This window comes from Buttiauxella sp. A111, from assembly GCF_014189855.1.
GTDB lineage: Bacteria > Pseudomonadota > Gammaproteobacteria > Enterobacterales > Enterobacteriaceae > Buttiauxella > Buttiauxella selenatireducens.
The window spans coordinates 1-26,324 of record NZ_BJFN01000007.1; the positions used below are offsets into that span (position 1 = coordinate 1).

At 50.0% G+C, this 26,324-nt stretch carries 24 protein-coding genes and 1 riboswitch; of the genes, 13 read left to right on the forward strand and 11 right to left on the reverse strand.

The window, feature by feature from the left end:
- Positions 1 to 117: hypothetical protein (locus BSPA111_RS22700; RefSeq protein ID WP_255459265.1), on the forward strand; the 117-nt coding region annotated here is incomplete at its 5' end.
- A 29-nt stretch (positions 118 to 146) separates the two neighbouring features.
- Here BSPA111_RS22700 and ubiK read toward each other — a convergent pair.
- Positions 147 to 431 carry a ubiquinone biosynthesis accessory factor UbiK gene (gene ubiK, locus BSPA111_RS18975; protein WP_183272705.1) on the reverse strand — a complete coding sequence of 95 codons (285 nt, stop codon included), beginning with the start codon at positions 429 to 431 and terminating at the stop codon, positions 147 to 149.
- 134 nt (positions 432 to 565) lie between these two features.
- Positions 566 to 713, forward strand: a riboswitch (FMN riboswitch).
- 98 nt (positions 714 to 811) lie between these two features.
- Between ubiK and ribB the strand changes: the two genes are divergently transcribed.
- Entirely contained in the window at positions 812 to 1,465 is a 654-nt protein-coding gene (gene ribB, locus BSPA111_RS18980; protein ID WP_183272706.1) for a 3,4-dihydroxy-2-butanone-4-phosphate synthase, read from the forward strand.
- 154 nt (positions 1,466 to 1,619) lie between these two features.
- On the opposite strand, the gene zupT is transcribed toward ribB, so the two are convergent.
- Positions 1,620 to 2,387 carry a zinc transporter ZupT gene (zupT, locus tag BSPA111_RS18985; RefSeq protein WP_183272707.1) on the reverse strand — a complete coding sequence of 256 codons (768 nt, stop codon included), beginning with the start codon at positions 2,385 to 2,387 and terminating at the stop codon, positions 1,620 to 1,622.
- A gap of 198 nt (positions 2,388 to 2,585) precedes the next feature.
- Between zupT and ygiD the strand changes: the two genes are divergently transcribed.
- A complete protein-coding gene (gene ygiD, locus BSPA111_RS18990) occupies positions 2,586 to 3,374 on the forward strand; it encodes a 4,5-DOPA dioxygenase extradiol (RefSeq protein ID WP_183272708.1) in 789 nt (262 codons plus the stop codon).
- 135 nt (positions 3,375 to 3,509) lie between these two features.
- Here ygiD and BSPA111_RS18995 read toward each other — a convergent pair whose 3' ends face one another.
- From BSPA111_RS18995 to tolC, 3 genes are all read right to left on the reverse strand, one after another.
- The gene (locus tag BSPA111_RS18995; protein ID WP_183272709.1) at positions 3,510 to 4,670 is read right to left on the reverse strand and encodes a glutathionylspermidine synthase family protein; all 1,161 of its coding nucleotides are present in this window, start codon (positions 4,668 to 4,670) and stop codon (positions 3,510 to 3,512) included.
- A 6-nt stretch (positions 4,671 to 4,676) separates the two neighbouring features.
- Complete coding sequence (locus BSPA111_RS19000; protein ID WP_183272710.1) at positions 4,677 to 5,351, reverse strand: DUF1190 family protein; 675 nt, start codon at positions 5,349 to 5,351, stop codon at positions 4,677 to 4,679.
- Between the two features lie 169 nt (positions 5,352 to 5,520).
- On the reverse strand, positions 5,521 to 7,008 hold the full coding sequence (gene tolC, locus BSPA111_RS19005) for an outer membrane channel protein TolC (protein WP_183272711.1): 1,488 nt from the start codon (positions 7,006 to 7,008) through the stop codon (positions 5,521 to 5,523).
- A 211-nt stretch (positions 7,009 to 7,219) separates the two neighbouring features.
- Between tolC and nudF the strand changes: the two genes are divergently transcribed.
- The 8 genes from nudF (at position 7,220) to BSPA111_RS19045 (ending at position 14,420) form a co-directional block, all read left to right on the forward strand.
- Entirely contained in the window at positions 7,220 to 7,852 is a 633-nt protein-coding gene (gene nudF, locus BSPA111_RS19010; RefSeq protein ID WP_183272712.1) for an ADP-ribose diphosphatase, read from the forward strand.
- 2 nt (positions 7,853 to 7,854) lie between these two features.
- Positions 7,855 to 8,277, forward strand: a complete 423-nt coding sequence (locus BSPA111_RS19015; protein ID WP_183272713.1) for a DUF1249 family protein — start codon at positions 7,855 to 7,857, stop codon at positions 8,275 to 8,277.
- A gap of 25 nt (positions 8,278 to 8,302) precedes the next feature.
- Positions 8,303 to 9,130: a 3',5'-cyclic-AMP phosphodiesterase gene (cpdA, locus tag BSPA111_RS19020; protein WP_183272714.1), complete on the forward strand. Its 828-nt coding sequence runs from the start codon at positions 8,303 to 8,305 to the stop codon at positions 9,128 to 9,130.
- Positions 9,130 to 9,705, forward strand: coding sequence for an esterase YqiA (gene yqiA, locus BSPA111_RS19025; protein WP_183272715.1), 576 nt, complete (start codon positions 9,130 to 9,132; stop codon positions 9,703 to 9,705). The genes cpdA and yqiA overlap by 1 nt, the downstream gene beginning before the upstream one ends.
- 45 nt (positions 9,706 to 9,750) lie before the next feature.
- Positions 9,751 to 11,646: a DNA topoisomerase IV subunit B gene (parE, locus tag BSPA111_RS19030; RefSeq protein WP_183272716.1), complete on the forward strand. Its 1,896-nt coding sequence runs from the start codon at positions 9,751 to 9,753 to the stop codon at positions 11,644 to 11,646.
- A 295-nt stretch (positions 11,647 to 11,941) separates the two neighbouring features.
- Positions 11,942 to 12,817, forward strand: a complete 876-nt coding sequence (locus tag BSPA111_RS19035) for an N-acetylmannosamine kinase (protein ID WP_183272717.1) — start codon at positions 11,942 to 11,944, stop codon at positions 12,815 to 12,817.
- A 34-nt stretch (positions 12,818 to 12,851) separates the two neighbouring features.
- Positions 12,852 to 13,325: an N-acetylneuraminate anomerase gene (gene nanQ, locus BSPA111_RS19040; RefSeq protein ID WP_183272718.1), complete on the forward strand. Its 474-nt coding sequence runs from the start codon at positions 12,852 to 12,854 to the stop codon at positions 13,323 to 13,325.
- A gap of 213 nt (positions 13,326 to 13,538) precedes the next feature.
- A complete protein-coding gene (locus BSPA111_RS19045; protein ID WP_183272719.1) occupies positions 13,539 to 14,420 on the forward strand; it encodes a MurR/RpiR family transcriptional regulator in 882 nt (293 codons plus the stop codon).
- Between the two features lie 39 nt (positions 14,421 to 14,459).
- Here the strand turns inward: BSPA111_RS19045 and BSPA111_RS19050 are convergent, their stop codons facing one another.
- From BSPA111_RS19050 to qseB, 6 genes are all read right to left on the reverse strand, one after another.
- Entirely contained in the window at positions 14,460 to 18,722 is a 4,263-nt protein-coding gene (locus BSPA111_RS19050) for an autotransporter outer membrane beta-barrel domain-containing protein (RefSeq protein ID WP_183272720.1), read from the reverse strand.
- Positions 18,723 to 18,924: 202 nt separating this feature from the next.
- Positions 18,925 to 19,845, reverse strand: a complete 921-nt coding sequence (locus BSPA111_RS19055; protein ID WP_183272721.1) for a LysR family transcriptional regulator — start codon at positions 19,843 to 19,845, stop codon at positions 18,925 to 18,927.
- 247 nt (positions 19,846 to 20,092) lie between these two features.
- Positions 20,093 to 20,410 carry a putative quinol monooxygenase gene (locus BSPA111_RS19060; RefSeq protein ID WP_183272722.1) on the reverse strand — a complete coding sequence of 106 codons (318 nt, stop codon included), beginning with the start codon at positions 20,408 to 20,410 and terminating at the stop codon, positions 20,093 to 20,095.
- 30 nt (positions 20,411 to 20,440) lie between these two features.
- Positions 20,441 to 21,022, reverse strand: coding sequence for an NAD(P)H-dependent oxidoreductase (locus BSPA111_RS19065; RefSeq protein WP_064540084.1), 582 nt, complete (start codon positions 21,020 to 21,022; stop codon positions 20,441 to 20,443).
- A 119-nt stretch (positions 21,023 to 21,141) separates the two neighbouring features.
- The gene (gene qseC, locus BSPA111_RS19070; RefSeq protein WP_183272723.1) at positions 21,142 to 22,497 is read right to left on the reverse strand and encodes a quorum sensing histidine kinase QseC; all 1,356 of its coding nucleotides are present in this window, start codon (positions 22,495 to 22,497) and stop codon (positions 21,142 to 21,144) included.
- Positions 22,494 to 23,153: a quorum sensing response regulator transcription factor QseB gene (gene qseB, locus BSPA111_RS19075; protein ID WP_183272724.1), complete on the reverse strand. Its 660-nt coding sequence runs from the start codon at positions 23,151 to 23,153 to the stop codon at positions 22,494 to 22,496. The genes qseC and qseB overlap by 4 nt, the downstream gene beginning before the upstream one ends.
- A gap of 199 nt (positions 23,154 to 23,352) precedes the next feature.
- On the opposite strand from qseB, the gene BSPA111_RS19080 reads away from it, so the two are divergent.
- Both BSPA111_RS19080 and parC read left to right on the forward strand, forming a co-directional pair.
- Positions 23,353 to 23,760, forward strand: a complete 408-nt coding sequence (locus tag BSPA111_RS19080; protein ID WP_183272725.1) for a YgiW/YdeI family stress tolerance OB fold protein — start codon at positions 23,353 to 23,355, stop codon at positions 23,758 to 23,760.
- A gap of 176 nt (positions 23,761 to 23,936) precedes the next feature.
- Positions 23,937 to 26,207 (forward strand): DNA topoisomerase IV subunit A, encoded by a 2,271-nt coding sequence (gene parC, locus BSPA111_RS19085; RefSeq protein ID WP_183272726.1) that lies wholly within the window; start codon positions 23,937 to 23,939, stop codon positions 26,205 to 26,207.
- Positions 26,208 to 26,324: the final 117 nt, after the last annotated feature.

The following is a 26,324-nucleotide window of genomic DNA, read 5'->3' on the forward strand; positions in this document are numbered from 1 at the left end:
GCGCAGATGGTGAAGTTACCGATAAGAAGAGAAAGAGCCTTCCCGAGGGTGGTGAAGGAAAGGCCACATAAATATGGTAAAGCCAGGAACAAAAATGCCAGTCAGTTGCTTAACTGACTGGCATTACCCAAATTTGGGGCGTTTTTTTACATCTGCGGTTCTGTTGGCGGCGTAACTTCAGGTGCCTGGGCGTTACGATTTTCCAGCTCGGTTAAACGCTGTTCCAGTAAAGCCAGTTTTTCACGGGTGCGTAACAGCACTTGAGTCTGCACATCAAACTCTTCACGGCTAACCAAATCCAGACGGGTTAACTGAGCCTGTAAAACCTGACGTACTTTTTTCTCGACATCATCCCCGAACTCACGAATCCCTTTCGGCATTGACTCGTGGACCTGGCGAGCAATCTGTTCAATTTTTTTCGGGTCAATCATAGTGGCTTCCATAATCTTACGGGATTGTCTTACGCGATTAACACTAATTGTAATGCCTGTGAGACTCCTTAGAAACCCGAAATGTTATTAGGTTTGGCGTTGCCAGAGAAAATCATCGGCGTTATAGTAAGTCTGCTTATTCTCAGGGCGGGGTGTAACTCCCCACCGGCGGTAAATCAGCGAACGCTGAAAGCCCGCGAGCGCTCCAGAGTAATCTGGAGGTCAGCAGATCCGGTGTAATTCCGGAGCCGACGGTTATAGTCCGGATGGGAGAGAGTAACGACTAAGCACAAGCTTTAATAAGCTTGCTCACGTTATTTTTTTAGCTCCTAAGACTGCCCTGATTCTGGTAACCATAATTTTAATGAGGTTTTTTTACCATGAATCAGACGCTCCTTTCTGCATTTGGCACCCCTACACAGCGCGTGGAACATGCTCTTGAAGCACTGCGTGAAGGCCGCGGGGTAATGGTTCTTGACGATGAAGATCGCGAGAACGAAGGTGACATGATTTTCCCTGCGGAAACCATGACCGTTGAGCAAATGGCTCTGACCATTCGCCACGGTAGCGGGATTGTTTGCCTGTGCCTGACTGAAGAACGCCGTAAACAACTTGATTTGCCAATGATGGTTGAGAACAACACCAGTGCTTATGGCACCGGGTTTACTGTCACTATCGAAGCCGCGAGTGGTGTTACCACTGGCGTTTCTGCCGCAGACCGTATTACCACGGTGCGTGCCGCGATTGCTGATGGCGCAAAACCAAGTGACCTGAACCGCCCGGGCCACGTATTCCCGTTGCGCGCTCAACCGGGTGGCGTGCTTACCCGTGGTGGCCACACCGAAGCAACTATCGATTTGGTATCACTTGCGGGCTTCAAACCTGCGGGTGTTTTGTGTGAATTGACCAATGATGATGGCACCATGGCGCGCGCGCCGGAGTGCATCACTTTTGCTCGCGAACACAACATGGCTATAGTGACAATTGAAGATCTGGTGGAATATCGCCAGACTCACGAACGCAAAGCCAGCTAAGACTCGTTTTTAATGTTTCCATGCCGCTTGAACTCGAAATAATTCGAGTTGCAGGTAGGCGGCAAAAGAATGAATCCCCAGGAGCTTACTCAAGTAAGTGACTGGGGTGAATGAATGCAGCCAACACCCCTGCAACTTGAAGTATGATGAGTTATTATCCAATTCCGTTTGTTTGTAGCAACGTCAGACTAAACCCCATCACAGCCATACCGCAAAGCACGCCATAGCTCGGGTTATTGTGAGGATCAATCTCTTTGGCGAGCGGCATCAGTTCATCGACAGATAGCGCCACCATAATCCCCGCGACAGCAGCCATAATCGCCGCCATGACGACCGGCGAAACCATTGAGCCGAGAATCAGCCAGGCTAACACACCACCGAGAATTTCTGCGAGCCCCGAAATCCCTGCCCAGAAAATCGCTTTGCGTTTCGAACCCGTTGCGGCATACACCGGGCCTGCAACCGCTAATCCTTCCGGAATGTTGTGCAGTGCTACGGCGAGGGCAATACCCATCCCTAATTCCAGATTACTGCTGGCAGTTACAAAGGTTGCGACCCCTTCCGGGAAGTTATGCAAACTAATACCGAGAGTCAGCAGTAACGCGGTGCGCCGTAAATTCCGAGGCTGCGGTTTGCTGTCCATCAAATCTTGCGGATGTGCATGGGGCAGGGCGCGATCAAGAGCGAAATAGCCCAACAAGCCCAACATGAACATTCCGTAACCTAATACTGGCGACATCCCTTCGGTATGAAGTGCTGCGGGTAGCATCTCCATTAACGAGATAAGCAGCATAATTCCTGCTGCAAAACCGAGAGAAAATGCCAGTACACGGTTCGATGGTTTCTGGCCGATAACGCCAAGAAAAGCACCAATAAAAGTGGCTCCCCCTGCTAACAGGGTCAGAATCAAGGGTACTGACATTCATTGCTCCTTTTGATAATGATTCTCATTTATATTAATGGGCGACGTGATAAAAATCGAGAGCCAGATGGGAAGCTTTACACATCGCTTACATTCAAATTTCCTGAAGATCTTCATCATGCTTATCTGAGTTCTTCATGCTGCAAAAGCGCGTAATGTGGTGTGCATAAACTGAATATCCCGCTAAAGGACACCACCATGACAACTCAACGAATGCCTGCGCTGTTCCTCGGACACGGTAGCCCAATGAACGTGCTGGAAGATAATCACTATACCCAAGCCTGGCGTCATTTGGGAGAGACCTTACCGCGACCAAAAGCCATTGTGGTGGTATCTGCGCACTGGTTCACCAAAGGCACGGGTGTTACGGCGATGGAAACACCAAAAACGATTCATGACTTTGGTGGTTTCCCACAGGCGCTTTACGATACTCATTACCCGGCACCGGGTTCACCTGAACTGGCTCAGCAATTGGTGGATCTGCTGGCACCTGTTCCGGTGATGCAAGATAAAGAAGCCTGGGGATTTGACCATGGCTCCTGGGGCGTATTGATCAAGATGTACCCGAATGCTGATATCCCAATGGTACAGCTCAGTATCGACAGCACCAAACCGGCAGCCTGGCACTTTGAAATGGGACGTAAGCTTGCTGCATTGCGCGATCAGGGCATCATGCTGATTGCCAGCGGTAATGTGGTCCATAACCTGCGTACCGCCCGCTGGCACGGTGAAAACACGCCATATCCATGGGCTGAGTCGTTTAACCAATATGTTAAAGACAACCTCACATGGCTTGGGCCGGTTGCAGATCACCCGCTGGTAAACTATTTACAACACGAAGGTGGTTCGTTATCTAACCCAACACCGGATCACTATCTACCGTTGCTGTATGTTCTGGGGGTGTGGGATGGCAAAGAGCCGATTACATTACCGGTAGACGGTATAGAAATGGGGTCGTTGAGTATGCTTTCGGTGCAAATCGGCTAATTATTGTTTTCCCCCTCTTCCTGAGGAAGAACCTCGATCAGTTCCCTCTCCCTCAGGGAGAGGGCCAGGGTGAGGGTGGATTCGATATCAATTCGCCCTCATCCCAACCTTCTCCCCCAGGAGAAGGAGAAACGATTATTCTACAAACACATGCGGGTAGAAGCGTGAAAGATCCTGAGTAATTAACTCGCGATCTTCACGAATACCAATGCCTGCGGGTTGATCGTTGATAAGCCAGCTTCCGAGCACCACGTAGCTGTCACCAAATTTTGGCAGCTGATAGAACTGTTGGACGATCATGCCTTCTTCGCCGTAAGGGCCATCGACACGCGCAATTTCCTGGCCATTTTCGATGATCTTCACATTCGCACCTTCACGCGAGAAGATTGGCTTCACTACATACTTATCCATCGGCGGATAGCTATCTTCGGCGAAATAAGCAGGCAGCAAGTTTGGATGATCCGGGAACATTTCCCACAGCATTGGCAGCAACGCTTTGTTAGATATGATACTTTTCCAGGCCGGCTCCAGCCAACGTACGCCAGCATCTTCCAGCTTGGTGGAGAACATCTCACGCAGCATAAATTCCCACGGATACAGTTTGAACAGGTTGCTTATCACCTGATCCTGCAGATCGGTAAACTGGCCTTTCTCGCCCAGACCGATATCTTCCATGTATACGAACTCGCTGGCCACTTCTGCTTCTGCGGCACAATCCTGTAGATACTGAACCGTGCCACGATCTTCTTCCGTGTCCTGACAGCAAGCGAAATGCACCAGGTTGAAGCCGTGTTGCTGCTTCAGCTCGGCAAAACGTTCGATGATCTTCTCTTGAAGGCTGTTGAACTGGTCGCTTTCTGCTGGCAGATTTCCAGACTGGATCTGATCTTCGAGCCAAATCCACTGGAAGAACGCTGCTTCATATAAAGAGGTTGGCGTGTCGGCATTGTTTTCCAGCAACTTTGGTTCGCCAATGCCATCCCATGCAATATCCAGGCGTGAGTAAAGCGACGGCTGCTGGGTACGCCATGATTGACGCACAAATTCCCAGGTGTGTTTAGGAATGCGAAATTTAGCTAACAGCTCATCACTGCTCACCACTTTTTCGACAACCTTCAGGCACATCTGATGCAATTCAGCAGTGACTTCTTCCAGCCGCTCAACCTGCGGAAGCGTTAGCTTGTAATAAGCGTCTTCACACCAGTAAGGTTCGCCATACATGGTGTGAAAATTGAAACCGTATTCTGTGGCTTTCTCGCGCCAATCCGGGCGCTCAGTAATCGCAATTCTTTCCATAATTTATTAGCCACCCATGGAACGAGAAGAACCTGTTGCGCTGTTGCTGCGCTGCATAGTCGATTGTTTAGCTACAGAGTCACCGAAACCGCCGCGTGTCACAGTGCTGGTAGTCGCAGGTTTAGGTGCCATAGCTGTTTTTGGTACGGTTGTCGTACGGCCTGGCGTAGCTGCGCCGTAGCTCTTACCACTGGCATCGGCATATTTACCGTAAGCAGGGCTTGATGGATTCTTTGAGGTAAACAGAGGTTGCTGCGCAAAGCCTGCGCCGCCGCCCATCAGTCGGCCCATCATGTAACCGGCCATCAATGGCATCCAGAAGCTGCCGCTTTGTTGAGGTTGAGCCTGAGCTTGTTCACCTGCCATATTGGCCTGAGCAGGAGCTTGCTGACATTGGCCTTCACCAAATTCAGCAATACATTCTTCACGCGATGCATATTTAGGCGCAGTACGTTCTGCTTCTTTCAGCGCGTTGTTGTAGGAAGTCGTACATTCGGCACTTTTGCCTGGGTTGGCTTGAGAACAGTCATCTGCGTTTTGATACATAGAGACTGTTTCGTCATTTTGTTCGCAACCGGCAAGCATAAACACAGCGGTAACCGCCAATGCAACCGGCGTCAAATGGCGGGCGTTCCAGCTTTTGCGGAACGATGCGTGGTTTATGGTTTTTGTCCGTTTCATTTATCTGTCCTGAGCCCAAAGGAATGAAGCTAATATTGTGCTTAGAATAGGGGATGAATGGTTGAAATTAAAGCGATGACGGGCACCAGGAGGGCGATCTTTACGTTGCCTTACGTTCAATGTCGCAAGTTGTGATGGGGGCGTGTCGTCACGCCCCCAAATAATGTCATCAGTTACCGAACGGGTTAGCTGATTTGCTGCTGGTTGCTGAAGCTGGAGTCGCTTTAGCAGGTGTTGCAGTAGCCGTTGTTGCTTCGGTATCCGCTGAATAACCATCTGCGCGAGCATTCTGGTCTGGCGTTTCTGGAGCGACATTGTCTGCAGTCGTTGATACGGGTTTACCCAGTGTTGCATTCAACGCAACAAGATCCTGTTCGTTAAGCGTACCCAGTGCTGACTTAATATTCAGCTGGTTGATCAGGTAGTTATAACGAGCGCTGGAGAGCTGTTGTTTTGCGTTGTACAGAGTCGTGGTCGCATCCAACACATCAACGATGGTACGAGTACCAACGGAATAGCCCGCTTCCATTGCATCTAAAGAGCTTTGTGCAGACACAACCGCTTGTTTATAGGCGTTGATGGTACTGATGGACGCATTCACGTTGTTAAACGAAGAGCGGACGGTTTGCACTACGCTACGATGCGCGCTTTCAAGCTGCTCACTCGCGCCAACAAAGTTGTATTGCGCTTGTTTCACCTGAGAGTTCACCGAACCACCGGTGTACAACGGCAAGGAGAAGTTCAGGCCGATTTTATTCTGGCCATTATCGTTGTCATCGAACTGAGAGCTGTTGGTTTTAGAACCGCTGTAGGTGGTATTGGAAACACCAGTCGATGCAGTCAAGCCTACAGTTGGCATGTGGCCAGTTTCTGCGAAGCGAATTTGCTCGCGAGCCAGGTCCTGAGACAAGCGTGCTTGCAGCAATGCCAGGTTACGTTTTTCTGCTTCTTTCAGCAGATTATTCACGCCATCAGGCTTGTTGGTTTTGAAGCCGTCAACATTCAGCGATGCCAAAGACGGATAGTAATTGCCCGTCACCTGGCGCAGCGTTTCTACCGCGTTATCCAGATTGTTTCGTGCAGTGACTTCGTTTGCCAATACGTTATCGTATTGCGCACGGGCGTTCTGTACGTCGGTAATCGCTACCAGGCCTACGTTAAAACGCTGAGTGGTTTGATCTAATTGACGATAAATAGCCTGTTTCTGTGCTTCTGTGAAGGACAGTGCATCAATGGCGCTCAGCACATTAAAATAGGCTGTTGCAGTATTCAGAATCAGGGTTTGTTGGTCAGTCTGATAAGTGACATCTTGAATACCTGCTGATTTCTCTTGCAGGGTCAATGCACGCCATTTCGACATATCAAAAATGGTTTGCGTCAATTGCAAAGAGGCACTTGCCGCTCTGGAGTCGATACCATTCGAATCGTTAAAACCATTGGTGTATTCATAATCAGCACCAAGGCCGAGTTGTGGCAGTAACGGGCTGCGTGCTTCGTTAATTTTTTCGAATGCGGCATCACGGTCAGCAGCGGATTTGCGCAAGTCCGGGTTGCTTAAACGTGCCTGCTGATAAACCTGCATCAGGTTTTCTGCCTGGCTCATGGCACTGAAACCCGTTAGGCTCAGACCGATAAGAATTGGGAGCAGTTTCTTCATTTGCATTCCTTGTTGTGAAGCAGAAATAATTTGTTAGCGCTGACAAGAGCCGGAAATGATCGCCGATTTTAGCAGAGTCCGCCAGCAGGGGCGCTTGGCGTAATGTGCCATTGACCCTTAATTTTCATCAATCTATCACATAGGAAATGAAACGGCAGACAAACTGGCTTGAAATTGCCCATTTCATAACCATTAAAATCAGGAAATCATTATGACTAAGCAAAACGATCAACTCGTCACATTAGCCAAAAACGATGTTGAAATTATTGCACGGGAAACACTTTATAGTGGTTTTTTTTCGCTGGATCTTTATCGATTCCGCCATCGCTTGTTTAATGGCGAAATGAGTGGTGAAGTTTGTCGCGAAATTTTAGAACGCGGGCACGCTGCAGTACTGCTACCCTATGACCCTGTGCGAGACGAAGTCGTCTTAATCGAACAGATTCGAATTGCCGCGTATGACACCAGCGACAGCCCGTGGTTGCTCGAACTGGTTGCGGGGATGATTGAAGAGGGTGAGAGTGTCGAGGACGTTGCTCGCCGCGAAGCCGTTGAAGAAGCAGGAGTGACTGTCGGTCGCACTAAACCGGTCATCAACTACCTGGCAAGCCCCGGTGGAACCAGCGAGCGTTTATCTATTCTTGTTGGGGAAGTCGACGCAACAACCGCGAAGGGCATACATGGTCTGGCAGATGAAAACGAAGATATTCGTGTTCATGTCGTGAGCCGGGAACGGGCTTATCAGTTAGTAGAAGAAGGGAAAATCGACAACGCGGCTTCAGTCATCGCACTGCTTTGGCTGCAATTGCATCATGAGAAATTAAGAGAAGAGTGGAACAACTAAACATGAAGCGCTATACACCTGACTTCCCTGAAATGATGCGTCTGTGCGAAACCAATTTCGCACAACTACGACGCCTGCTTCCTCGTAACGACGAAGTGGGCGAAAAAGTCACTTATCAGGTCACTAGCGCTCAATATCGACTCTCTATCCTTGAGTCGACTCGTTACACGACACTTGTACAAATCGAACAAACAGTCCCGGCGATCAGCTACTGGAGCCTACCATCGATGTCGGTCAGGCTTTATCATGACGCGATGGTCGCGGAAGTGTGTTCAAGTCAGCAGATCTTTCGTTTCAAAGCACGATATGATTATCCTAATAAAAAGTTGCATCAACGTGACGAAAAGCATCAAATTAATCAGTTTCTAGCCGATTGGCTGCGATATTGTTTGGCGCATGGAGCGATGGCGGTTCCGGTTTGTTAGTGAGGGTGAAACCTAAGGACACCATTTGGAAAGCCTGTTAAATCTTCCTGTGGCCGGTGGGGGCCAGATCAGGATCTTGCAAATTACAGATACCCACCTGTTCTCTGGAAAGAACGAAACGCTGCTTGGTATCAATACCTGGATGAGCTATCAGGCTGTTATTGCCGCCATCCTCGCCGAGCAGCGTCATTATGACCTTATCGTTGCAACTGGGGATTTAGCCCAGGATCACAGTGCGCAGGCCTACCAGCATTTTGTTGAGGGCATTGCGGAGATTCCTGCGCCCTGCGTTTGGCTGCCAGGCAATCACGATTTCCAACCTGCGATGTTTAGCTCGTTGCTTGAAGCGGGGATCTCCCCGGCAAAACAAGTTTTCCTCGGAGACAATTGGCAAATATTACTGCTCGACAGCCAGGTCTTTGGCGTCCCACATGGTGAACTGAGCGACTATCAGCTCGACTGGCTGGAGCGTAAGCTCGCCGGTGCGCCTGAACGGCATACGCTATTACTGCTGCATCATCACCCTGTACCCGCGGGTTGTAGTTGGCTGGACCAACATAGCCTGCGCAATGCCGCAGAACTGGATGACGTTTTGCAAAAATTCCCGAAAGTGAAAACGCTGGTGTGTGGTCATATTCATCAGGAGTTGGATCTGGACTGGAATGGCAGACGAATGCTGGCAACGCCGTCCACATGTGTGCAATTTAAGCCGCATTGCTCCAACTTCACTCTCGACACCATTGAGCCAGGCTGGCGTTGGCTGGAACTCCATCCCAATGGCGAAGTCACTACTGAGGTTTGCCGCCTGAAAGGTGCGGTGTTCAACCCAGATACCGCTTCAGAAGGGTATTGATGTCAACGCTACTTTACTTACACGGTTTCAATAGTTCGCCGCGTTCCGCTAAGGCCACCAGCTTTCAGGCATGGCTTGCGCAGAATCATCCGCATATCAATATGATTATCCCGGAACTTCCACCGTATCCTGCCGATGCGGCAGAGTTGCTGGAGTCGCTGGTACTCAAGCATGGCGGTGAGCCGTTGGGGATAGTCGGCTCCTCTTTGGGGGGCTATTACGCCACTTGGCTGTCGCAATGTTTTACGCTACCGGCGGTCGTTGTAAACCCAGCGGTACGGCCTTTTGAATTGCTCGTCGATTATCTTGGCAAGAACGAGAACCCCTACACCGGGCAGCAATATGTGCTAGAGTCACGCCATATTTACGATCTTAAAGTCATGCAAGTTGACCCGTTAGAATCGCCAGATCTCATCTGGTTGTTACAACAAACGGGTGACGAAGTGCTTGATTACCGCCAGGCAGTGGCGTACTACACCCCCTGTCGGCAGACGGTAGAGTCCGGTGGCAATCACGCCTTTGTAGGCTTCGAAGATTATTTCACACAGATCGTCGACTTCCTTGGCCTGCATTAAAGGCTTGATGTCGAATTCCTGTTTCGCAATCTGAACGAATAAACCATGACGCAATCCAGTTATAACGCCGATGCCATTGAGGTACTCACCGGGCTTGAGCCTGTTCGCCGCCGCCCCGGGATGTACACAGACACCACCCGTCCAAACCATTTGGGCCAGGAAGTCATTGATAACAGCGTGGATGAGGCGCTGGCAGGCCATGCGAAGCGTGTTGATGTTATTCTTCATGCCGATCAGTCATTAGAAGTCATTGATGACGGGCGCGGCATGCCGGTTGATATCCATCCGGAAGAGGGCGTTCCGGCTGTAGAACTCATTCTTTGTCGTCTGCACGCGGGCGGTAAATTCTCCAACAAAAACTACCAGTTCTCTGGTGGCTTGCACGGCGTGGGTATTTCGGTCGTCAACGCCTTGTCAAAACGTGTTGAAGTGACGGTACGCCGTGATTCGCAGGTTTACAGCATCGCGTTTGAAAACGGCGATAAAGTCCAGGAACTGGCGGTTGTCGGGACCTGCGGCAAACGTAATACCGGCACCAGCGTTCACTTCTGGCCTGACGCTTCGTTCTTCGACAGCCCACGTTTTTCCGTTTCCCGTTTAAGCCATTTACTGAAAGCCAAAGCGGTTTTGTGCCCGGGTGTTGAAATCACTTTTACTGACAAAGTGAACAATACCGAGCAGCGCTGGTGTTATCAGGATGGCCTGAAAGATTATTTGAGCGAAGCGGTAAACGGCCTGCCTACACTGCCGGAATCACCCTTTGTCGGAAACTACGCGGGCGATGTTGAGCAAGTTGACTGGGCGCTGTTATGGCTGCCAGAAGGCGGTGAACTGCTGACAGAAAGCTACGTTAACCTGATCCCAACCATGCAAGGCGGTACCCACGTCAATGGTCTGCGTCAGGGGTTGCTTGATGCAATGCGTGAATTTTGCGAGTACCGCAACATTCTGCCGCGTGGCGTGAAGCTCTCTGCGGAAGATATCTGGGAACGTTGCGCTTACGTGCTGTCGGTGAAAATGCAGGATCCGCAGTTTGCTGGGCAAACGAAAGAACGCCTGTCATCACGCCAGTGCGCAGCCTTTGTTTCCGGTGTGGTGAAAGATGCCTTCAGTTTATGGCTGAACCAGAATATTCAAATTGCGGAACAACTCGCAGAACTGGCTATTTCCAGCGCTCAACGCCGTATGCGCGCGGCCAAAAAAGTGGTGCGTAAAAAGCTGACCAGCGGCCCGGCATTACCCGGAAAACTGGCTGACTGCTCCGCGCAAGATTTGAGTCGTACGGAACTGTTCCTGGTCGAAGGGGATTCCGCAGGCGGTTCTGCTAAACAGGCTCGTGACCGTGAATATCAGGCGATCATGCCACTGAAGGGTAAGATCCTTAATACATGGGAAGTCTCCTCCGATGAAGTGCTCGCTTCGCAAGAAGTGCATGATATCTCGGTGGCGATCGGCATCGATCCTGACAGCGAAGATCTGAGCCAGTTGCGCTACGGCAAGGTCTGTATCCTTGCGGATGCGGACTCCGATGGTCTACACATCGCGACATTGCTTTGTGCGTTGTTCGTACGCCATTTCCGCTCGCTGGTTCGCGGTGGTCACGTTTATGTCGCGATGCCACCGTTGTACCGTATCGATCTTGGCAAAGAAGTCTATTACGCGCTGGACGAAGAAGAGAAAGCGGGTGTGCTTGAGCAACTTAAACGTAAGAAAGGGAAACCGAATGTGCAGCGCTTTAAAGGGCTGGGCGAAATGAACCCGCTGCAATTACGTGAAACCACGCTCGATCCTAACACTCGCCGTCTTGTTCAGCTCACGATCGACGATGAAGATAACGACAAAACCATGGCAATTATGGATATGTTGTTAGCGAAGAAACGTTCTGAAGATCGTCGCAATTGGCTGCAAGATAAAGGCGATATGGCGGATATTGAAGTCTAATTACCGCTTTCGGATAAATGTGATCAACGGCTGAATCGCGTTGATCACATTTTCCCGCTTTGCTAAATCCTCTGTTCCTTCTCGCAATTCCTGACTCCCTTCACATTTTTCCAGTTTGTCACTTGAATGGGCCATACTCCGTCCGTTACTCTTTTTTGGAGTTAAACTTCATTGAGGTTTATAAGGCGGAGCAAAATGTCACTATTAGCCAGGTTAGAACAACGTGTGCGTGATTGTGGGGAATTTACAGGCCCCAGCCACTGTTTCAGCGACGCCATTAAGCGCGGAGAAATCAATGAACACACTAGCCATTGATATCGGCGGCACCAAACTGGCCGCAGCGCTCATCAACGATGAACATAAAATTTTCCAACGTACCGAAATTTCCACACCGGCAAATGCCGCGCCGCAAGCCCTTGAACAAGCGCTAGCCCAGTTGGTTGACGTTTATCAGGGGCAAGCTCAGCGGGTGGCGGTGGCATCCACCGGGATTATCGACAAGGGCATTCTTACCGCGCTTAATCCCGATAACCTGGGCGGACTGAATCATTTTCCCTTGCAGGCGACGGTTGAAAAACTCACGGGGCTGCAGTGTGTAGTTCTGAATGATGCGCAGGCTGCTGCCTGGGCTGAGTATTGCTATCTGTCTGCTCAGTTTAAACATGTCACCTTTATCACGGTTTCCACGGGAGTCGGTGGTGGCGTTGTTGTGAATGGTGAGTTATTAACCGGCCCGTATGCTTTTGCAGGTCATATTGGCCATATTCAGGCCGATCCCAATGGCCCACTGTGCGGTTGCGGGCGCGTCGGTTGTGTCGAGGCGATTGCTTCGGGGCGTGCGATTGCCGCGGCAGCCGGACATGAACTCGAGGGTAAAAACACCCGCGAAATCTTCGCTCAGGCTCAATCAGGGAACGCGCAAGCTCAGCAGTTAATGACGCGTTCAGCACAGGCAATTTGCCAGCTAATCGCCAATATCAAAGCTCTGCTGGATACCGAATGCATCGTGCTTGGCGGCAGTGTTGGCCTGGCTCAGGGTTATCGCCAACAGGTGGAGCAGCAGCTCGCACAATCTCCTGCGGCGTTCCAGGTCCCGATTTATGCCGCGCATTATCAACACGATGCGGGGTTAATGGGCGCGGCACTCTGGTCTGAAAACCACTCAGCCTGAAAATTGATAAACCACGTGAATATAAGGTGACACTATGATTTTAGGACGAATTTCAGAGCTCACGACCCAGACCGGTATCGCCCCTCAACTACTGGCCATCATCAAGCAGGCGCTGTCATTGCATCCAGAAACCTTAAGCCCTGGCCGACATGAGATAGACGGTGACGATATCTTTATGAATGTTATGGCGTTTGATACCGCAGAACCGCAGAGCAAACGTTACGAGCAACATCGCGAATATCTTGACGTTCAAGTGTTACTCAATGGGCAGGAGCGCATCGATTTTGGTCCACTTGGGTCAGCAATTGCACCGGATATTTACCATGAGGATGATGACTATTTGCTGTGTGATGCCGTATCCCCTTGCCAGACACTGCATTTACAACCGGGTATGTTTGCGATCTTTCTTCCTGGGGAGCCACATAAACCAGGTTGCATCAGTGAAACTGCACAGACAATTAGCAAGGCAGTGATAAAAGTACACTATAGTTGTCTTTCAATGAGTTAAATTTTCAAATCAAAGCATTGTTGTATCGAAGTGGATGGAGAACCTGTCTAATAACAGCTGGCCTGAAGTAGGGCGTTTTTTTCTCTTTGACACGTGATGCGGGCAGCCCCCTTTGCCTGCATCACGCTTTTTTTCACGCTACAGACTTGTTACGCTCTCAACCATTCGATATTGCAGGCTTTCGCCACGCTACGCATTCAAAGCAGGAAATTTATGGAGCCTCAAGCCCTTCGCCTTAAACCTGGTAAAATCCTCGATACCCTTGGTGCGATGCAAAATAGCCTGACGCGTGTATCTCAGCGTATCGCACACTATATTTTGACCTCACCACAGCAGGTGACTCAGCTTTCTATCGCCGAATTGTCACGTGAAACGCAGGCAGGCGAAGCGACCGTGATTCGTTTTTGTCGCACGCTGGGCTACAAAGGTTTTCAGGACTTTAAAATGGATTTAGCCATTGAGCTTGCCACTGCGGAGTCCGATAACAACGGCCCGCTGTTAGAAGGGGAGATTAGCGAAGCTGATGATGCGCATACCATCGGGTTGAAGCTGCAAAGCACCATTAATAACGTGCTGTCCGAAACCCTAAATTTGCTGGACATGAGCCAGGTCAGTGAAGTGGTAAAGGCGCTACGAACCAGTAACTCGGTGTATATTTTTGGCGTGGGGTCTTCCGGGATTACTGCCGAAGATATGAAACATAAACTGATGCGTATTGGTATGCGGGTCGATGCTGTCACCAATAATCACTTTATGTATATGCAGGCCACCTTATTAAAATCAGGTGATGTCGCCTTTGCTATCAGCCACACCGGGAATTCCCCTGAAACGGTCCACGCACTAGAGCTTGCCAAACAAGCGGGGGCAACCACCGTGGCACTCACCCATAATTTGGGCTCACCGCTGTGTGAAGTTGCCGACTTTAGTCTGATCAACGGCAACCGTCAGGGCATGCTACAAGGGGATTCGATCGGGACCAAAACCGCGCAGCTATTTGTGCTGGATTTGCTCTACACCTTGCTGGTACAAGCCGCACCAGAACAGGCCCGCGAAAGCAAACTGCGCACTATGGATGCTCTAAATATTGCAAAGTAATGCCGCGTTAGCGGCATTAGACTGAGTGCAAACAACAAATCAGAACTTAATTTTCAAACCGACAATCCCGCCGTAATTGATGCTGTCACCTACAAACGACTTTTCAACGCTCAACGAACCGGCAATCGAAACTGACTTATTGATCTGATGGTCAATGCCCGCATTTAATTGCCCCCATGTTCCAGCGCTGTTGGTGACAAACGGTATGTCGCCTTGCTGAGAAGAAAAGGCTGTTTTGCTGTCTCCTCTGAACTCATGCAAGATCCCCGGGCGTAACCAGGCGGTCGTTCTGGTGCGTTCCTCTTTCACTTTGTTCTCATCATCATGATTCCAGGTCTGATGGATACGCAAACTGAGGCGGCCAGTCAGGGAATCTGCATTGCTGAATTTAACTGTGGATGCCTCGTCATGAGTGTTATCCAGTTTCACCGTTGAGTAGATCAACTGCGCCTGAGGTTCGATAAAGCGCTGAACGTCAGTATCCGGCTGCCACGGATAACCCGCCTCCAGCGAAGCACTTAAACCATAGCCTTTGGTTTTCATTGGGCTGAGATCGGTGGGGCTGGATTCCACATACAACTGGTTGTACTGGGCGACGGCATCAAGATAACTTCCCGCTGGCGTAAAGTGCGTCCAGTAACCACCCAGGCCCCATGATTTCACCGTATTGCGGCCTGCATTTTCACCATCGGTATGGGTGACTTTGCTGTTAATTTTACCGATGTTCCCTAGCACGCCGGCAAAACTAGAGCTCCCGTCATCCTGGCTCTCCCGATACAAATCAATGCCGAGCTGAATGGCATTCAGTGAAAAACGCGATTGTGGCCCATCAAAATCAGATTTCCCGTTTTTAACAATTACCCGACCCCAGCTCATATGCGGCGATTGTGTTGCCGCAGTGATTTTTTCCGGGCTGGCAAATTGTTCCCCGGTACGTTCGTGCAGGCTATCAACCAGCATCCGGCTATACAGTAATGCCAGTTGAGGGATGTCCTGATACAGCGACGTTTCTGCCCGATAATCAGGTACAGCGACAGGCTGTTGAGAAGGTATTGGCGTTGCCGGAGGGGCATTATCACCTTCGTTAACGACGGGAGGCTCATCTACAGGAGGAACGCCCGGCTGTGGCTCTGGTGGCGGAGTGAGTTCTTTATCATCAATTTCCGGCGCAACCACTTTGTGAGAACGCAGATACCAGGCTTCTTCATTGCTGTTATCGAGACTTGATCGGTAAAGTGAATATACATATGGCCCCGCTTTTACCTTGTTGAGCAAATTGAAGGCTTCAGTTTCTGTTGTGGCACCGCTTATCGCATCCACCACTTTAATGCCATTGCCCTGGGTTAGTGCGCCCTGACCATCGGTATTCGTGATTTTCAGGCTGGTGGAACCATCTGCATGCCCACCGTCGATAACGAGTTGGTCGGTTGGGGAATTGTCGGCATGTAAGTGAGTATTTAACGCAATCGTTGCGTTATCGCCGTGGTAATTATTCACTTTAAGCGTTTTGTACTGGTTACTTTCAGGCGCACTGAAATTGATAAGGCTTTGATTATTCGTTAATTGGCTAAGAACAGAATTGCCAGTCAAAAACCACAGACTGGTTTTGCTTAACGAAACTTCAGAGTAGGCATTTGCTTCCGTTAGCGCTGCGCCGGAAACGATGCTCGCCGACACATTTACGCTGGCATTACCTTGTGAAGCTCCGGGGCCATTTTGCACCTGCAACCACTGCTTTTCTCCGCTAACCCGGCTATTTTGCAGTTCAACATCGGCGAAGCCCGTGGTTTCAATACCGTGACCATGCTCGCTTGAAAGAATACTGTTATTTAAATTTGCCTGTCCCGTAAACGCAGCCGTGCCCTGAACGGCCAATGCAGCCGCGTTATCGCCGTGCGTTGAGGCAACCACATTATTGGCTTGAACCTGCCCTCCGTTACTGGCGAGTATGCCGTGAGATTGTGCGCCATCGGTCTTTATCGCCGAGTCTTCGACCATAAGCTCAGCCCCCGCTTCTGCCCAAAGCCCTCGGGAATTATCACCATGAGTCGTGAGCGTGACGCTATCCAGCGCCATCTCAGCCGTTTCGGTTTTATATTTGCGCCCAACGAACGCGCCAGTTGCATTATCTCCAAAGGTCTCGACCGAAACATTTGTAGCGCTCAGGCTGACGCTGCCAGGTTTTGCCGCGCCAATTCCTGCATATAAACCAGTTGAATGATCGCCCAGGGTTTTGACCGACAAATTTTTCAGGATGATATTACCTCCATCATCAGCGGCGGCACCGTAAGCTTGATTTCCTTCTGTCAGCAAAGTGGTTCCTTCCACTTTGAGCAGCGAACCTTCGTTACGTGAAGCCAGCGCATGTGGGAAGGTGAGGTTGCTCTGAACCGGCGATCCATTTCCCGTTGTGGTGACGCTTCCTTCCATCACCGTAACGGTGGCACCCACGTCGGCAACGATGCCCATCGCATTATCATCACCAGAGGTTTTGATATGGCTATTCGTTATCGAAGCCGTTGAATTGGCAGCAGCAATTCCTGTGCTGTAATTTCCGGATGTCGTGATATCCGAGGTGTTGACCAGCAGATGACTTCCGTTGGTTGCGCTGATGCCGAGGCTGGATTTTTGCGTGGTGGTGACATTACTGCCCGTAAGTGATAGTGAAGAGTCTGTCCCCTGAAGCAAGATGCCCGGCCCCCAGGGGCCAACGGCGTTATCGGGAGCCGTGGTCTTGATTTGGCTGGAGAGGATCTTGGCGGTTGCGCCGTTAATAATATTGACCCCAGAGCTGCGTGCTCCACGGGTTTCAATCTCGACGTTGTCCAGTTGAGCGTTAGATCCAGGGCCTTCAACTGACACGCCGTGGCTTTGCATGCCGGATGCGGATATTTTTGAATGGTTAATGGTCAGTGAAGCACCAGCAATCGCCCTGGCCGCCGTTGATAAAGCCTCAGCACTTCCCGCCCCGCTGACACTAAGTCTGCTGTTATCAAAAGAAAGTGAACTGTCAGTTCCTTCTGCTCGGACGGCCCCCTGATAATTTCCCGATACGTTAATCATAAGATGGTTGCCCGTAATGGCGGCACCTGAAAGCGCGTGAAGGGCGGCGGTAGAAGCCGTGCTGGCGGCCCCTCCGGTACTGTCTATTTGGCTGTATTGCAGATCAATCTGTGCGCTATTCTCCGCTCTCGCAGCGCTGGCACTTAACGCAGAAGTGGTCAAATGCAGATTCTTCCCGCGAATAGACGTTGCGTTATCGCTGGCCAGTAACCCGTGACTTAAACTCAATGTTTTTTCATTATCCAGCGGTGAGGTTGATGATAATCCAGCACCTGAGGTGCTGATGGTTGTTCCATCTTGCAGCGATACGCTCGCGCCATTGCGGGCCCAGATCCCGACGGCTCCTTTACCCGACGTCAGAATCGAACCGCCGGAAATTTTGCCGTCAGTTGTTTCGCCATCTAACAACAAGGCATGCCCGTAACCGCCGGTCGTCTCAATGGCTGTCTCTTTTAAAACTATCTTGCCGCCGTTTTCTGCTTTGATTCCGTAAGCTGAAGCGCCAGTGGTGCGAATTGTGGCGTTATCTGAATTAAGGGCGCTGTTCTCTCCGCTAAGATATACACCGTGGCTTCCGCCAGTAGTGGCGCTTCTGGCTCCTACCGTCTCGATTTTTGTATTTTTCGAAAGGTCTATTTTGCCGCCTTGTGTCGCGGAAATACCAACCGCTCCCCAGGAGTTTGTCTGCACGCTGGAATTATCCAGAGAGACCTGGGAATGATCGCCTGATACCGCAATCCCACGGTTATTATTTCCCTTTGCATTGCCGCCTACGGTTAGCGTGGAGTTTTTCAGTGACAGTGATCCACCTGACTCTACGAACATCCCCGTCATATCACTGGCTGTTATAGCAACCCCGGTTCCTGTTTTTGGATCGAGAGCAACCTCCACTTCATCCAACTCAACGCGGCTACTGCCAGAGACGTGTACACCGAACTGGTCTTTAGAGCCTGCGCCGGACACGGCATTATTTTTGATACTGCCCCGGCTCAGGGTAATGGTTCCTCCATCGCCGATTTTTATTCCGGCAGTATTTGCCACACTCATTTTTATCGTTTCGTCAGAGTAAGTACCACGGGTACAAATACCCACGTTTCCTGCGATATTGACGAGTCTTTCTGCATTTGCATCCACGCAGCCAAAACTCAGCACGCCTGCAACTATTCCTGCTGACGTTTTAAGTATTATTTTGTGACGGCTGTGTTGATTATTTTGTGGGAATATCTTAGTAATTTTCATACGAATGCCTCTAAAACGTGAATATGTTTATTCATCGCAGGGGCAGTTAATTCTTCAGGGAAATATAAGATCACTATGTGACGTGGTGTAAATATAATTAGTAACGTTTAACTGCCTTGTGCGTTCAAATATTATACGGGCAATTAATAACCAACCTATTACTCAGGACTAAGTGCGGATTTAGTTTTATTGCAGAGGGGTGTTATTTTTCGAGAATCGTCGCCAGAAATTGCCTAAAACTGGTCTTTTGTTCCATTTCTTTCCGGTAGATCAGATACACACTAAGCTGTTGCAACGGGAACAACGGTGTGAGTTTTCGCAGCCCGAAAGCGTGTTCGTAGCGGTTAAAAGCCTCATGTGAAATGAACCCGACGCTGTCAGTTTCTGACAAAACAGTGAGAAGCATCAGCAATGAATTCGTTTCAAACGCAGGGGGCGTTCTTCTCATTGTCGCCTGTAGGGTCTGCTTTTTCTGGTGGATCATCTCGTCGGCAGTTAAATGGCTGACCATATCAAGACCCTTTAACTGCTCAATACTGACTTCGCTTTGCAGTAGCGGGTTATCTTTGCGACAAACTAGCGTTGGGGTTAATTGATGATGCAAAATACAGCTCAGACTTGCATTGGTGATGGGGGTGGCGGAAAAAACAATATCTGCTTTGCGTAAGTTAAGTAATTCGACCGCATCAGGAATATCCAGATTGGTTTCGATATACTTTATTTTATAATTAATGTTTTCGGATTTTATTTTTAATAATGTGACAGACAAATCATGCACCGCTACTGAAAATGGAGAATATATTACCAGTGTTTCACGATGGCGATTTTTATGACTCGTGTCTATTGAATCACTCATTATTTCTAGCGTTTGCTTTAACTGTAGATAAAGGTCATCAGCAAATACCGTTGGCGAGATCGTATTTCCATGGCGGATAAATAAAGGGTCTTCAAAGTGCAGGCGTAGTTTGCGCAGGGAATGGCTAATGGAAGGTGGGGTAACATCCAGAATCTCAGAGACTTCGGTGATGCTGCGAGTGGAATAGATCAAACAGAAAGTGGTTAGCAAATTAAGATTAAAACTGGAAAGTTTTAGTACTTTATCGGAAACCATATTCGTTTTCATATCCCGCCCCAATAACCACTCAGAGTAAAGAGTAGCTTAGCAGCGTTTCATGACTATGAATTTTATACCCAAAATAATTCGAGTTGATTAAAGGCGGCAAGGGAAAGAGTCCCGATGAGCTTACTTTGGTAAGTGATTTGGGCGATTGAGCGCAGCCAACGCATAAGCAGCTTGAAGTATGACGGGTATATCCGTAAGAAAGGGAGCGGGTGTCAACACCGCTCCCTTTTGTTTTCCAGCAAACCGATTACTTGATTGCGTCTTCCAGAATATGGATATGCACATCCAGCACATCGTCTTTTACGGCAGCGCTGTGATCTTTCATATGCTGGGTTTGAAGGTGAGCTTCGAGATGAGCAGCACTCTCCCATTTTTCCAGCATAAATACGGAAGCGGGTGCTGTCGTCTGAAACGCCACTTGTGCGTTATGGTCGACTAATGGCGCGTAACCGAAGCAGCCTTCTTCCTCCAGCACGGTAGGAATAATTTTTGCGAAGGCATCTAAAACCGCCTGGCGATGATGCGCACCTGGACGGGTACGAATTTCAGCTATCACTGTTAGCATGACTTACTCCTTTCGATAATTACTTAACAGTTAAGCAAAAATCTGACCGAGATGCTCGCGGTATTCTGCGATAAAACGTGGAACGTCAGGCACTTTCATCACATCGTTAGCGATAAAGGTCGGCAGACCTTCCATTCCAAGGAACTGGTTCGCTTTGTGGAATGGCAGATAAACGCCATCAACACCCACGCCATGGAAGAACTGTTCTTTGTCTTCAAAGGCTTGCAGTGGAGCGTTCCAGGTCAGGGAAAGCATATAGGTTTTGCCCTGAATCAAACCGCCGGAGCCATACTTTTTCTCAGCGTCTGAGCGGGTACGGCCATCGCTGGCATACAACGAACCATGACCTTCAGTGAACACATCATCGATGTATTTCTTCATGGTCCATGGTGCACCCATCCACCAGCCTGGCATTTGGTAAATCACGGTATCGGCCCACAGGTATTTTTCGACTTCTTCTTTTACGTCGTACTCACTGTCGGTTCGGGTGACCAGAACATCATGCCCGAGGTCGCGCAAAAAGCTTTCCGCGACGTCGGTCAGGGTGTCATTGAGTTGGCCGTTAGAGTGGGCGAATTTTTTCGCACCATTGATAATCAGGATGTTGCTCATAGTTAACTCTCGAATTATTGCGTCTGGCGCGAAGTTTAATGTGAATACCATCACGATTAAATGCTCCGTTTGGCAAAGACTTTTGCTTTAAACGCAATAATTAGAGGGTGTAATGATGTTTACCAACGAATCCTGACCTGGAAACCGCCCTGGTCGCTGTTCAAAAATAGCGCCTGCATCCCATGCAAAGCGGCAATGCGTCGTACGATGGACAACCCCAATCCACTGCCGGTTTTTTCCTGTCCTGGCGGGCGGAAGAATCGCTCACCCAACGATGTTAAAAACTCCGGGCTGACCCCTGGCCCGTTGTCGGTAATCGTTATTTCGCGGCTTTGCAAAACCACATCCACCACGCTGCCACGCGGACTATAACGCACGGCGTTATCCAGCACATTTCTCACCATTAAACTCAGTAACAGCTGCTGCCCCTGGCGTTTCACGCTCGCGTCCTGGATATCAAGACGGATATCGATACCTTCGCGCACGGCCTGATGCCACACGTCCATCACTGCATTTTGCAGCAATGATTGAAGTTCGACTTCCTGTACATCATCCAGACCTGCTAAAGAATCCAGGCGTGATAAAGTCAGTAACTGATCGACCAGACGCGTGGCACGATCGATACCCGCACTGAGATTATTGAGAGCATGATCGCGTACCGGCTCGTCGTTTTGCGCAAGTTGTGCAACTTCGGCCTGTACTTTTAACGCGGCAAGCGGGCTGCGTAGTTCGTGTGCAGCGTCAGAGGTAAAGCGTCGCTCGCGCTGCATTAATTCCCCGGTGCGAGAAAATAGCTGATTGAGCGCGACGACCAATGGGCGAACTTCCTGCGGCAGCGCTTGTGTTGGCAGTTCGCTGCCGTCGTCAGGTTTGCGGCTGCGTAATTGGTGCGCCAGCTTGTGAAGCGGGGCGAGGGCGCGACTCACCAACCACACCAGAAGTAGCAAAATAAGCGGTAGCGCGATAAGCCATGGCGTGAGCTGCGACAACACAATATCCAGCGCCAGGTCTTCCCGGTACTCCCATTCCTGGCCGACGACGATGCGGTACTTACCATCCGGCGTGGTGACCCACACCATGCGCCACATATCGTCGTCACCCGCAAGTTTACCGTCGGTGAAACCGTCGCGTTGGTAGCGATAAGTGAGGTTGCGGCCATTGTCGCCATCATTGAGTAACAGTCTTCCATCGGCGGTGTAAATGGCGAAAGCCAGCGTATCGTCGTCTTGCTTGCCGCGATGATGGGAAATCATGTTTTTAGTACGCGGAAGTTCCGTTTCCCCCTGCATATTATCCAGCTTTAATGCACTCAGACGCTTGGCAAACAGCACCTGCTGAGTATCAAACAGCTTGTTAAGCGTTTTGCTGGTTTGATGCCAGGCCGCGACGCTTGCGCCAACCCATGCCAACAGCGTCAGCAAAACATATCCGGCAATTAATCTGGCGCGTAAACTTTGAGTCAGTGCTTTTATCATTCTTCGCCCAACGTATAACCAATTCCGTGCACTGTGCGAATAAACCCGCTGCCGAGTTTACGGCGCAAATGGTGGATATGGACTTCCAGCGCATTTCTGGATACGTCGTTATCCCAGTTATAGAGTTTTTCTTCGATAAGCGTGCGCGGTAATACACGCCCGGCGTTACGCATAAATAACTCCAGTAGAGCAAACTCTTTGGGTTTTAAGTGCAACGCTTCACCCTCGCGAGTGACGGTTAATTTAATAGGATCAAGCTCGATACCGGCGTGATGAAGTGTCGATTGAATTTGCCCATGATTACGGCGAATTAAAACCTGAAGCCGGGTGGCAACTTCTATTAACGCAAAGGGTTTACACAAATAATCATCTGCACCGAGTTGCAACCCCTCGACACGTTGTTCCAGCGCGTCACGCGCGGTTAGAATCAACACGGGTTCGGTTTGTCCGTTACGACGCCAGGTTTTTAGAATATCCAGCCCGTCGATTCCAGGCAGGCTTAAATCCAGTACGACGGCGTCATAAGGTGCCAGGCTCAGCGCCGCCTGGCCCTGAAGGCCATCGGTAAACCAGTCGACGATAAATCCCATTTTGGTTAACCCGGCTTTTAATCCGTCACCGATGAGCTTATCGTCTTCAATCAGTAATATGCGCATATCGTTGCCTTTCCATTGACCATTACCGGCAAGTAAATAACGTTTGCAACCGCCTTGTACAGAGGAAAAATGCCGGGGTTGATGCTGAATGGCATTTTTATAAAATATACGTTGTTATGGTGAAAAATTAAGATCGCGTTAAGATCTCTCGCGTTAAATAGCACTCAGAAAACGTTCATTCATATAGGGAAAATTAACAATGAAAAAAATAGCCGCTATTCTGACTATTCTCGCTATTACCGCAGCACCTGCACTGGCTGCCCAACAAGGTGGATTCTCGGATCCTAATGCTCCAGCCGCACAAACCACCCCAACTCAGACTGCTGGTGGTTTTGTTGGACCAAGTGGTAGCAACACAACTACGGCACAAGCGAAATCACTTTCTGACGACACTTGGGTGACCCTGCGCGGTAAGATTGAATCGCGTATCGGCGGAGATCACTACATTTTCCGCGATGCAGCCGGCACGATTAATGTCGATATCGATCATAAACGCTGGAATGGGCAGACCATCACACCGAAAGACACCGTTGAAATTCAAGGTGAAGTCGACAAAGACTGGAACTCCGTTGAAATCGATGTGAAGCAAATTACCATCGTAAAATAACCCCCTCAATGAGCCGCAATTCGCGGCTCATTTCATATCGCCTCACTTCCTAAAGATACTCACTCCTCTGTGACTACGCAGGCCAGATAAGGTACTATCGGCGGCAATTACGCCATTACCCACGACTCAAATTATTTGGGTTTATGGCCACTCGTCAGTTTGAGGATGATTAATGAATGAGTGATTTAACTCATGATGGTGCAGAACGCCTTGCGCTGCACGAATTCACAGAAAATGCGTATCTCAACTACTCCATGTACGTCATTATGGACCGCGCGCTGCCGTTCATTGGTGATGGGTTAAAGCCCGTACAACGTCGTATCGTCTATGCGATGTCAGAGTTGGGATTAAGCGCCAGCGCTAAATTCAAAAAATCAGCCCGTACCGTCGGTGACGTTCTGGGTAAATACCATCCACACGGCGACAGCGCCTGTTATGAAGCGATGGTGCTGATGGCACAGCCGTTCTCTTACCGTTATCCGTTGGTTGACGGGCAGGGGAACTGGGGGGCACCGGATGACCCGAAATCCTTCGCCGCGATGCGTTATACCGAATCGCGACTGTCAAAATACGCAGAAGTCTTGCTGGGTGAGTTAGGGCAGGGGACGGTCGACTACGTGCCGAACTTTGACGGCACTATGCAGGAGCCGAAAATGCTGCCTGCACGCCTGCCGAATATTCTGCTCAATGGCACCACCGGTATCGCGGTCGGGATGGCAACAGACATTCCTCCGCACAACTTGCGCGAAGTGGCGCAAGCGGCAATGACCCTGATTGACCACCCGAAAACCACGCTCGATGAAGTGCTGGATATCGTTCAGGGGCCGGATTACCCAACCGAAGCCGAAATCATCACTCCGCGTGCTGAGATTCGTAAAATCTACCAGAATGGCCGTGGCTCTGTGCGCATGCGCGCAGTATGGAAAAAAGAAGATGGCGATGTGGTGATTACCGCATTGCCTCATCAGGTTTCCGGTGCGCGTGTACTTGAGCAAATCGCCAGCCAAATGCGGGCTAAAAAGCTGCCAATGGTTGAAGATTTGCGCGATGAGTCGAACCACGAAAACCCGACCCGTCTGGTGATTGTTCCACGTTCTAACCGTATCGACGTAGAGCAGGTGATGAACCACCTGTTTGCCACCACCGATCTTGAAAAAAGCTATCGTATTAACCTCAATATGATCGGTCTGGATAACCGTCCATCGGTGAAAAACCTGTTGGAAATCCTGACTGAATGGCTGGTTTATCGCCGTGAAACGGTGCGCCGTCGCCTGAGTTATCGTCTGGAGAAAGTGCTCAAACGCCTGCATATCCTCGAAGGTTTGCTGGTGGCGTTCCTCAATATTGACGAAGTGATTCATATTATTCGTACCGAGGATGAGCCGAAGCCGGTGCTGATGTCGCGCTTCGAGTTAAGCGAAACGCAAGCTGAGTCCATCCTCGAGCTGAAATTACGCCACCTCGCAAAACTCGAAGAGATGAAAATTCGCGGCGAGCAGAGCGAACTGGAAAAAGAGCGTGATCAATTGCAGGGTATTCTGGCGTCCGAACGCAAAATGAATACGTTGCTGAAGAAAGAATTGCAGGCTGATTCAGATGCTTATGGCGACGATCGCCGTTCACCATTGCGTGAGCGTGGTGAAGCGAAAGCCATGAGCGAACATGATATGACCCCGTCTGAACCGGTCACCATTGTGCTCTCTCAAATGGGTTGGGTGCGTAGCGCCAAAGGCCATGATATTGACGCACAAGGGCTTAACTACAAAGCGGGCGATAATTATCTGGGTTCTGCCAAAGGTAAGAGCAACCAGCCAGTGGCGTTTATCGACTCCACCGGGCGCAGTTACGCGCTTGACCCGATTACGTTGCCATCGGCACGTGGGCAGGGCGAACCGCTGACGGGCAAACTTACGCCGCCGCCAGGGGCTGTTGTTGAGCACGTCTTAATGGCACCAGACGACCAAAAACTGCTGATGGCTTCTGATGCAGGCTATGGTTTCGTTTGTACCTTCAATGATTTAGTTGCACGTAACCGTGCGGGTAAAACGCTTATTTCATTGCCGGAAAACGCGAAAGTGATGCCGCCGATGGAAATCTCAAGCGCTGACGATTTGCTGTTGGCCATTACCGCGGCAGGGCGCATGTTGATGTTCTCGGTGGCTGATTTGCCGCAACTTTCCAAAGGGAAAGGGAATAAAATCATCTCGATTCCTTCAGCGGAAGCGGCAAAAGGCGAAGACAAACTGGCGCATTTGTTTGTCTTGCCGCCGCAAAGCACCGTGACTCTGCATGTTGGTAAACGCAAAATTAAACTCCGCCCGGAAGAGTTGCAGAAAATCACCGGTGAGCGTGGCCGTCGCGGTACGCTGATGCGTGGCTTACAACGTATTGATCGCGTTGAAGTGGATTCACCACATCGGGCCAGTGCGGGTGACAGCGAAGAGTAATACTCTTCATACTTGAAGTTGCATCGGTGTTGGCTGTGTTCACGCACCCAAATCGTTTACTTGTGTAAGCGCATTGGGATTTGTTCACTTGCCGCCTTAATGCAACTCCAATTATTT

Bases quoted from the DNA above. Each gene is read 5' to 3' on its own strand.
- ubiK (WP_183272705.1), bottom strand. From the start codon at position 431: ATGATTGACCCGAAAAAAATTGAACAGATTGCTCGCCAGGTCCACGAG.
- ribB (WP_183272706.1), top strand. From the start codon at position 812: ATGAATCAGACGCTCCTTTCTGCATTTGGCACCCCTACACAGCGCGTG.
- zupT (WP_183272707.1), bottom strand. From the start codon at position 2,387: ATGTCAGTACCCTTGATTCTGACCCTGTTAGCAGGGGGAGCCACTTTT.
- ygiD (WP_183272708.1), top strand. From the start codon at position 2,586: ATGACAACTCAACGAATGCCTGCGCTGTTCCTCGGACACGGTAGCCCA.
- BSPA111_RS18995 (WP_183272709.1), bottom strand. From the start codon at position 4,670: ATGGAAAGAATTGCGATTACTGAGCGCCCGGATTGGCGCGAGAAAGCC.
- BSPA111_RS19000 (WP_183272710.1), bottom strand. From the start codon at position 5,351: ATGAAACGGACAAAAACCATAAACCACGCATCGTTCCGCAAAAGCTGG.
- tolC (WP_183272711.1), bottom strand. From the start codon at position 7,008: ATGAAGAAACTGCTCCCAATTCTTATCGGTCTGAGCCTAACGGGTTTC.
- nudF (WP_183272712.1), top strand. From the start codon at position 7,220: ATGACTAAGCAAAACGATCAACTCGTCACATTAGCCAAAAACGATGTT.
- BSPA111_RS19015 (WP_183272713.1), top strand. From the start codon at position 7,855: ATGAAGCGCTATACACCTGACTTCCCTGAAATGATGCGTCTGTGCGAA.
- yqiA (WP_183272715.1), top strand. From the start codon at position 9,130: ATGTCAACGCTACTTTACTTACACGGTTTCAATAGTTCGCCGCGTTCC.
- parE (WP_183272716.1), top strand. From the start codon at position 9,751: ATGACGCAATCCAGTTATAACGCCGATGCCATTGAGGTACTCACCGGG.
- BSPA111_RS19035 (WP_183272717.1), top strand. From the start codon at position 11,942: ATGAACACACTAGCCATTGATATCGGCGGCACCAAACTGGCCGCAGCG.
- nanQ (WP_183272718.1), top strand. From the start codon at position 12,852: ATGATTTTAGGACGAATTTCAGAGCTCACGACCCAGACCGGTATCGCC.
- BSPA111_RS19045 (WP_183272719.1), top strand. From the start codon at position 13,539: ATGGAGCCTCAAGCCCTTCGCCTTAAACCTGGTAAAATCCTCGATACC.
- BSPA111_RS19050 (WP_183272720.1), bottom strand. From the start codon at position 18,722: ATGAAAATTACTAAGATATTCCCACAAAATAATCAACACAGCCGTCAC.
- BSPA111_RS19055 (WP_183272721.1), bottom strand. From the start codon at position 19,845: ATGAAAACGAATATGGTTTCCGATAAAGTACTAAAACTTTCCAGTTTT.
- BSPA111_RS19060 (WP_183272722.1), bottom strand. From the start codon at position 20,410: ATGCTAACAGTGATAGCTGAAATTCGTACCCGTCCAGGTGCGCATCAT.
- BSPA111_RS19065 (WP_064540084.1), bottom strand. From the start codon at position 21,022: ATGAGCAACATCCTGATTATCAATGGTGCGAAAAAATTCGCCCACTCT.
- qseC (WP_183272723.1), bottom strand. From the start codon at position 22,497: ATGATAAAAGCACTGACTCAAAGTTTACGCGCCAGATTAATTGCCGGA.
- qseB (WP_183272724.1), bottom strand. From the start codon at position 23,153: ATGCGCATATTACTGATTGAAGACGATAAGCTCATCGGTGACGGATTA.
- BSPA111_RS19080 (WP_183272725.1), top strand. From the start codon at position 23,353: ATGAAAAAAATAGCCGCTATTCTGACTATTCTCGCTATTACCGCAGCA.
- parC (WP_183272726.1), top strand. From the start codon at position 23,937: ATGAGTGATTTAACTCATGATGGTGCAGAACGCCTTGCGCTGCACGAA.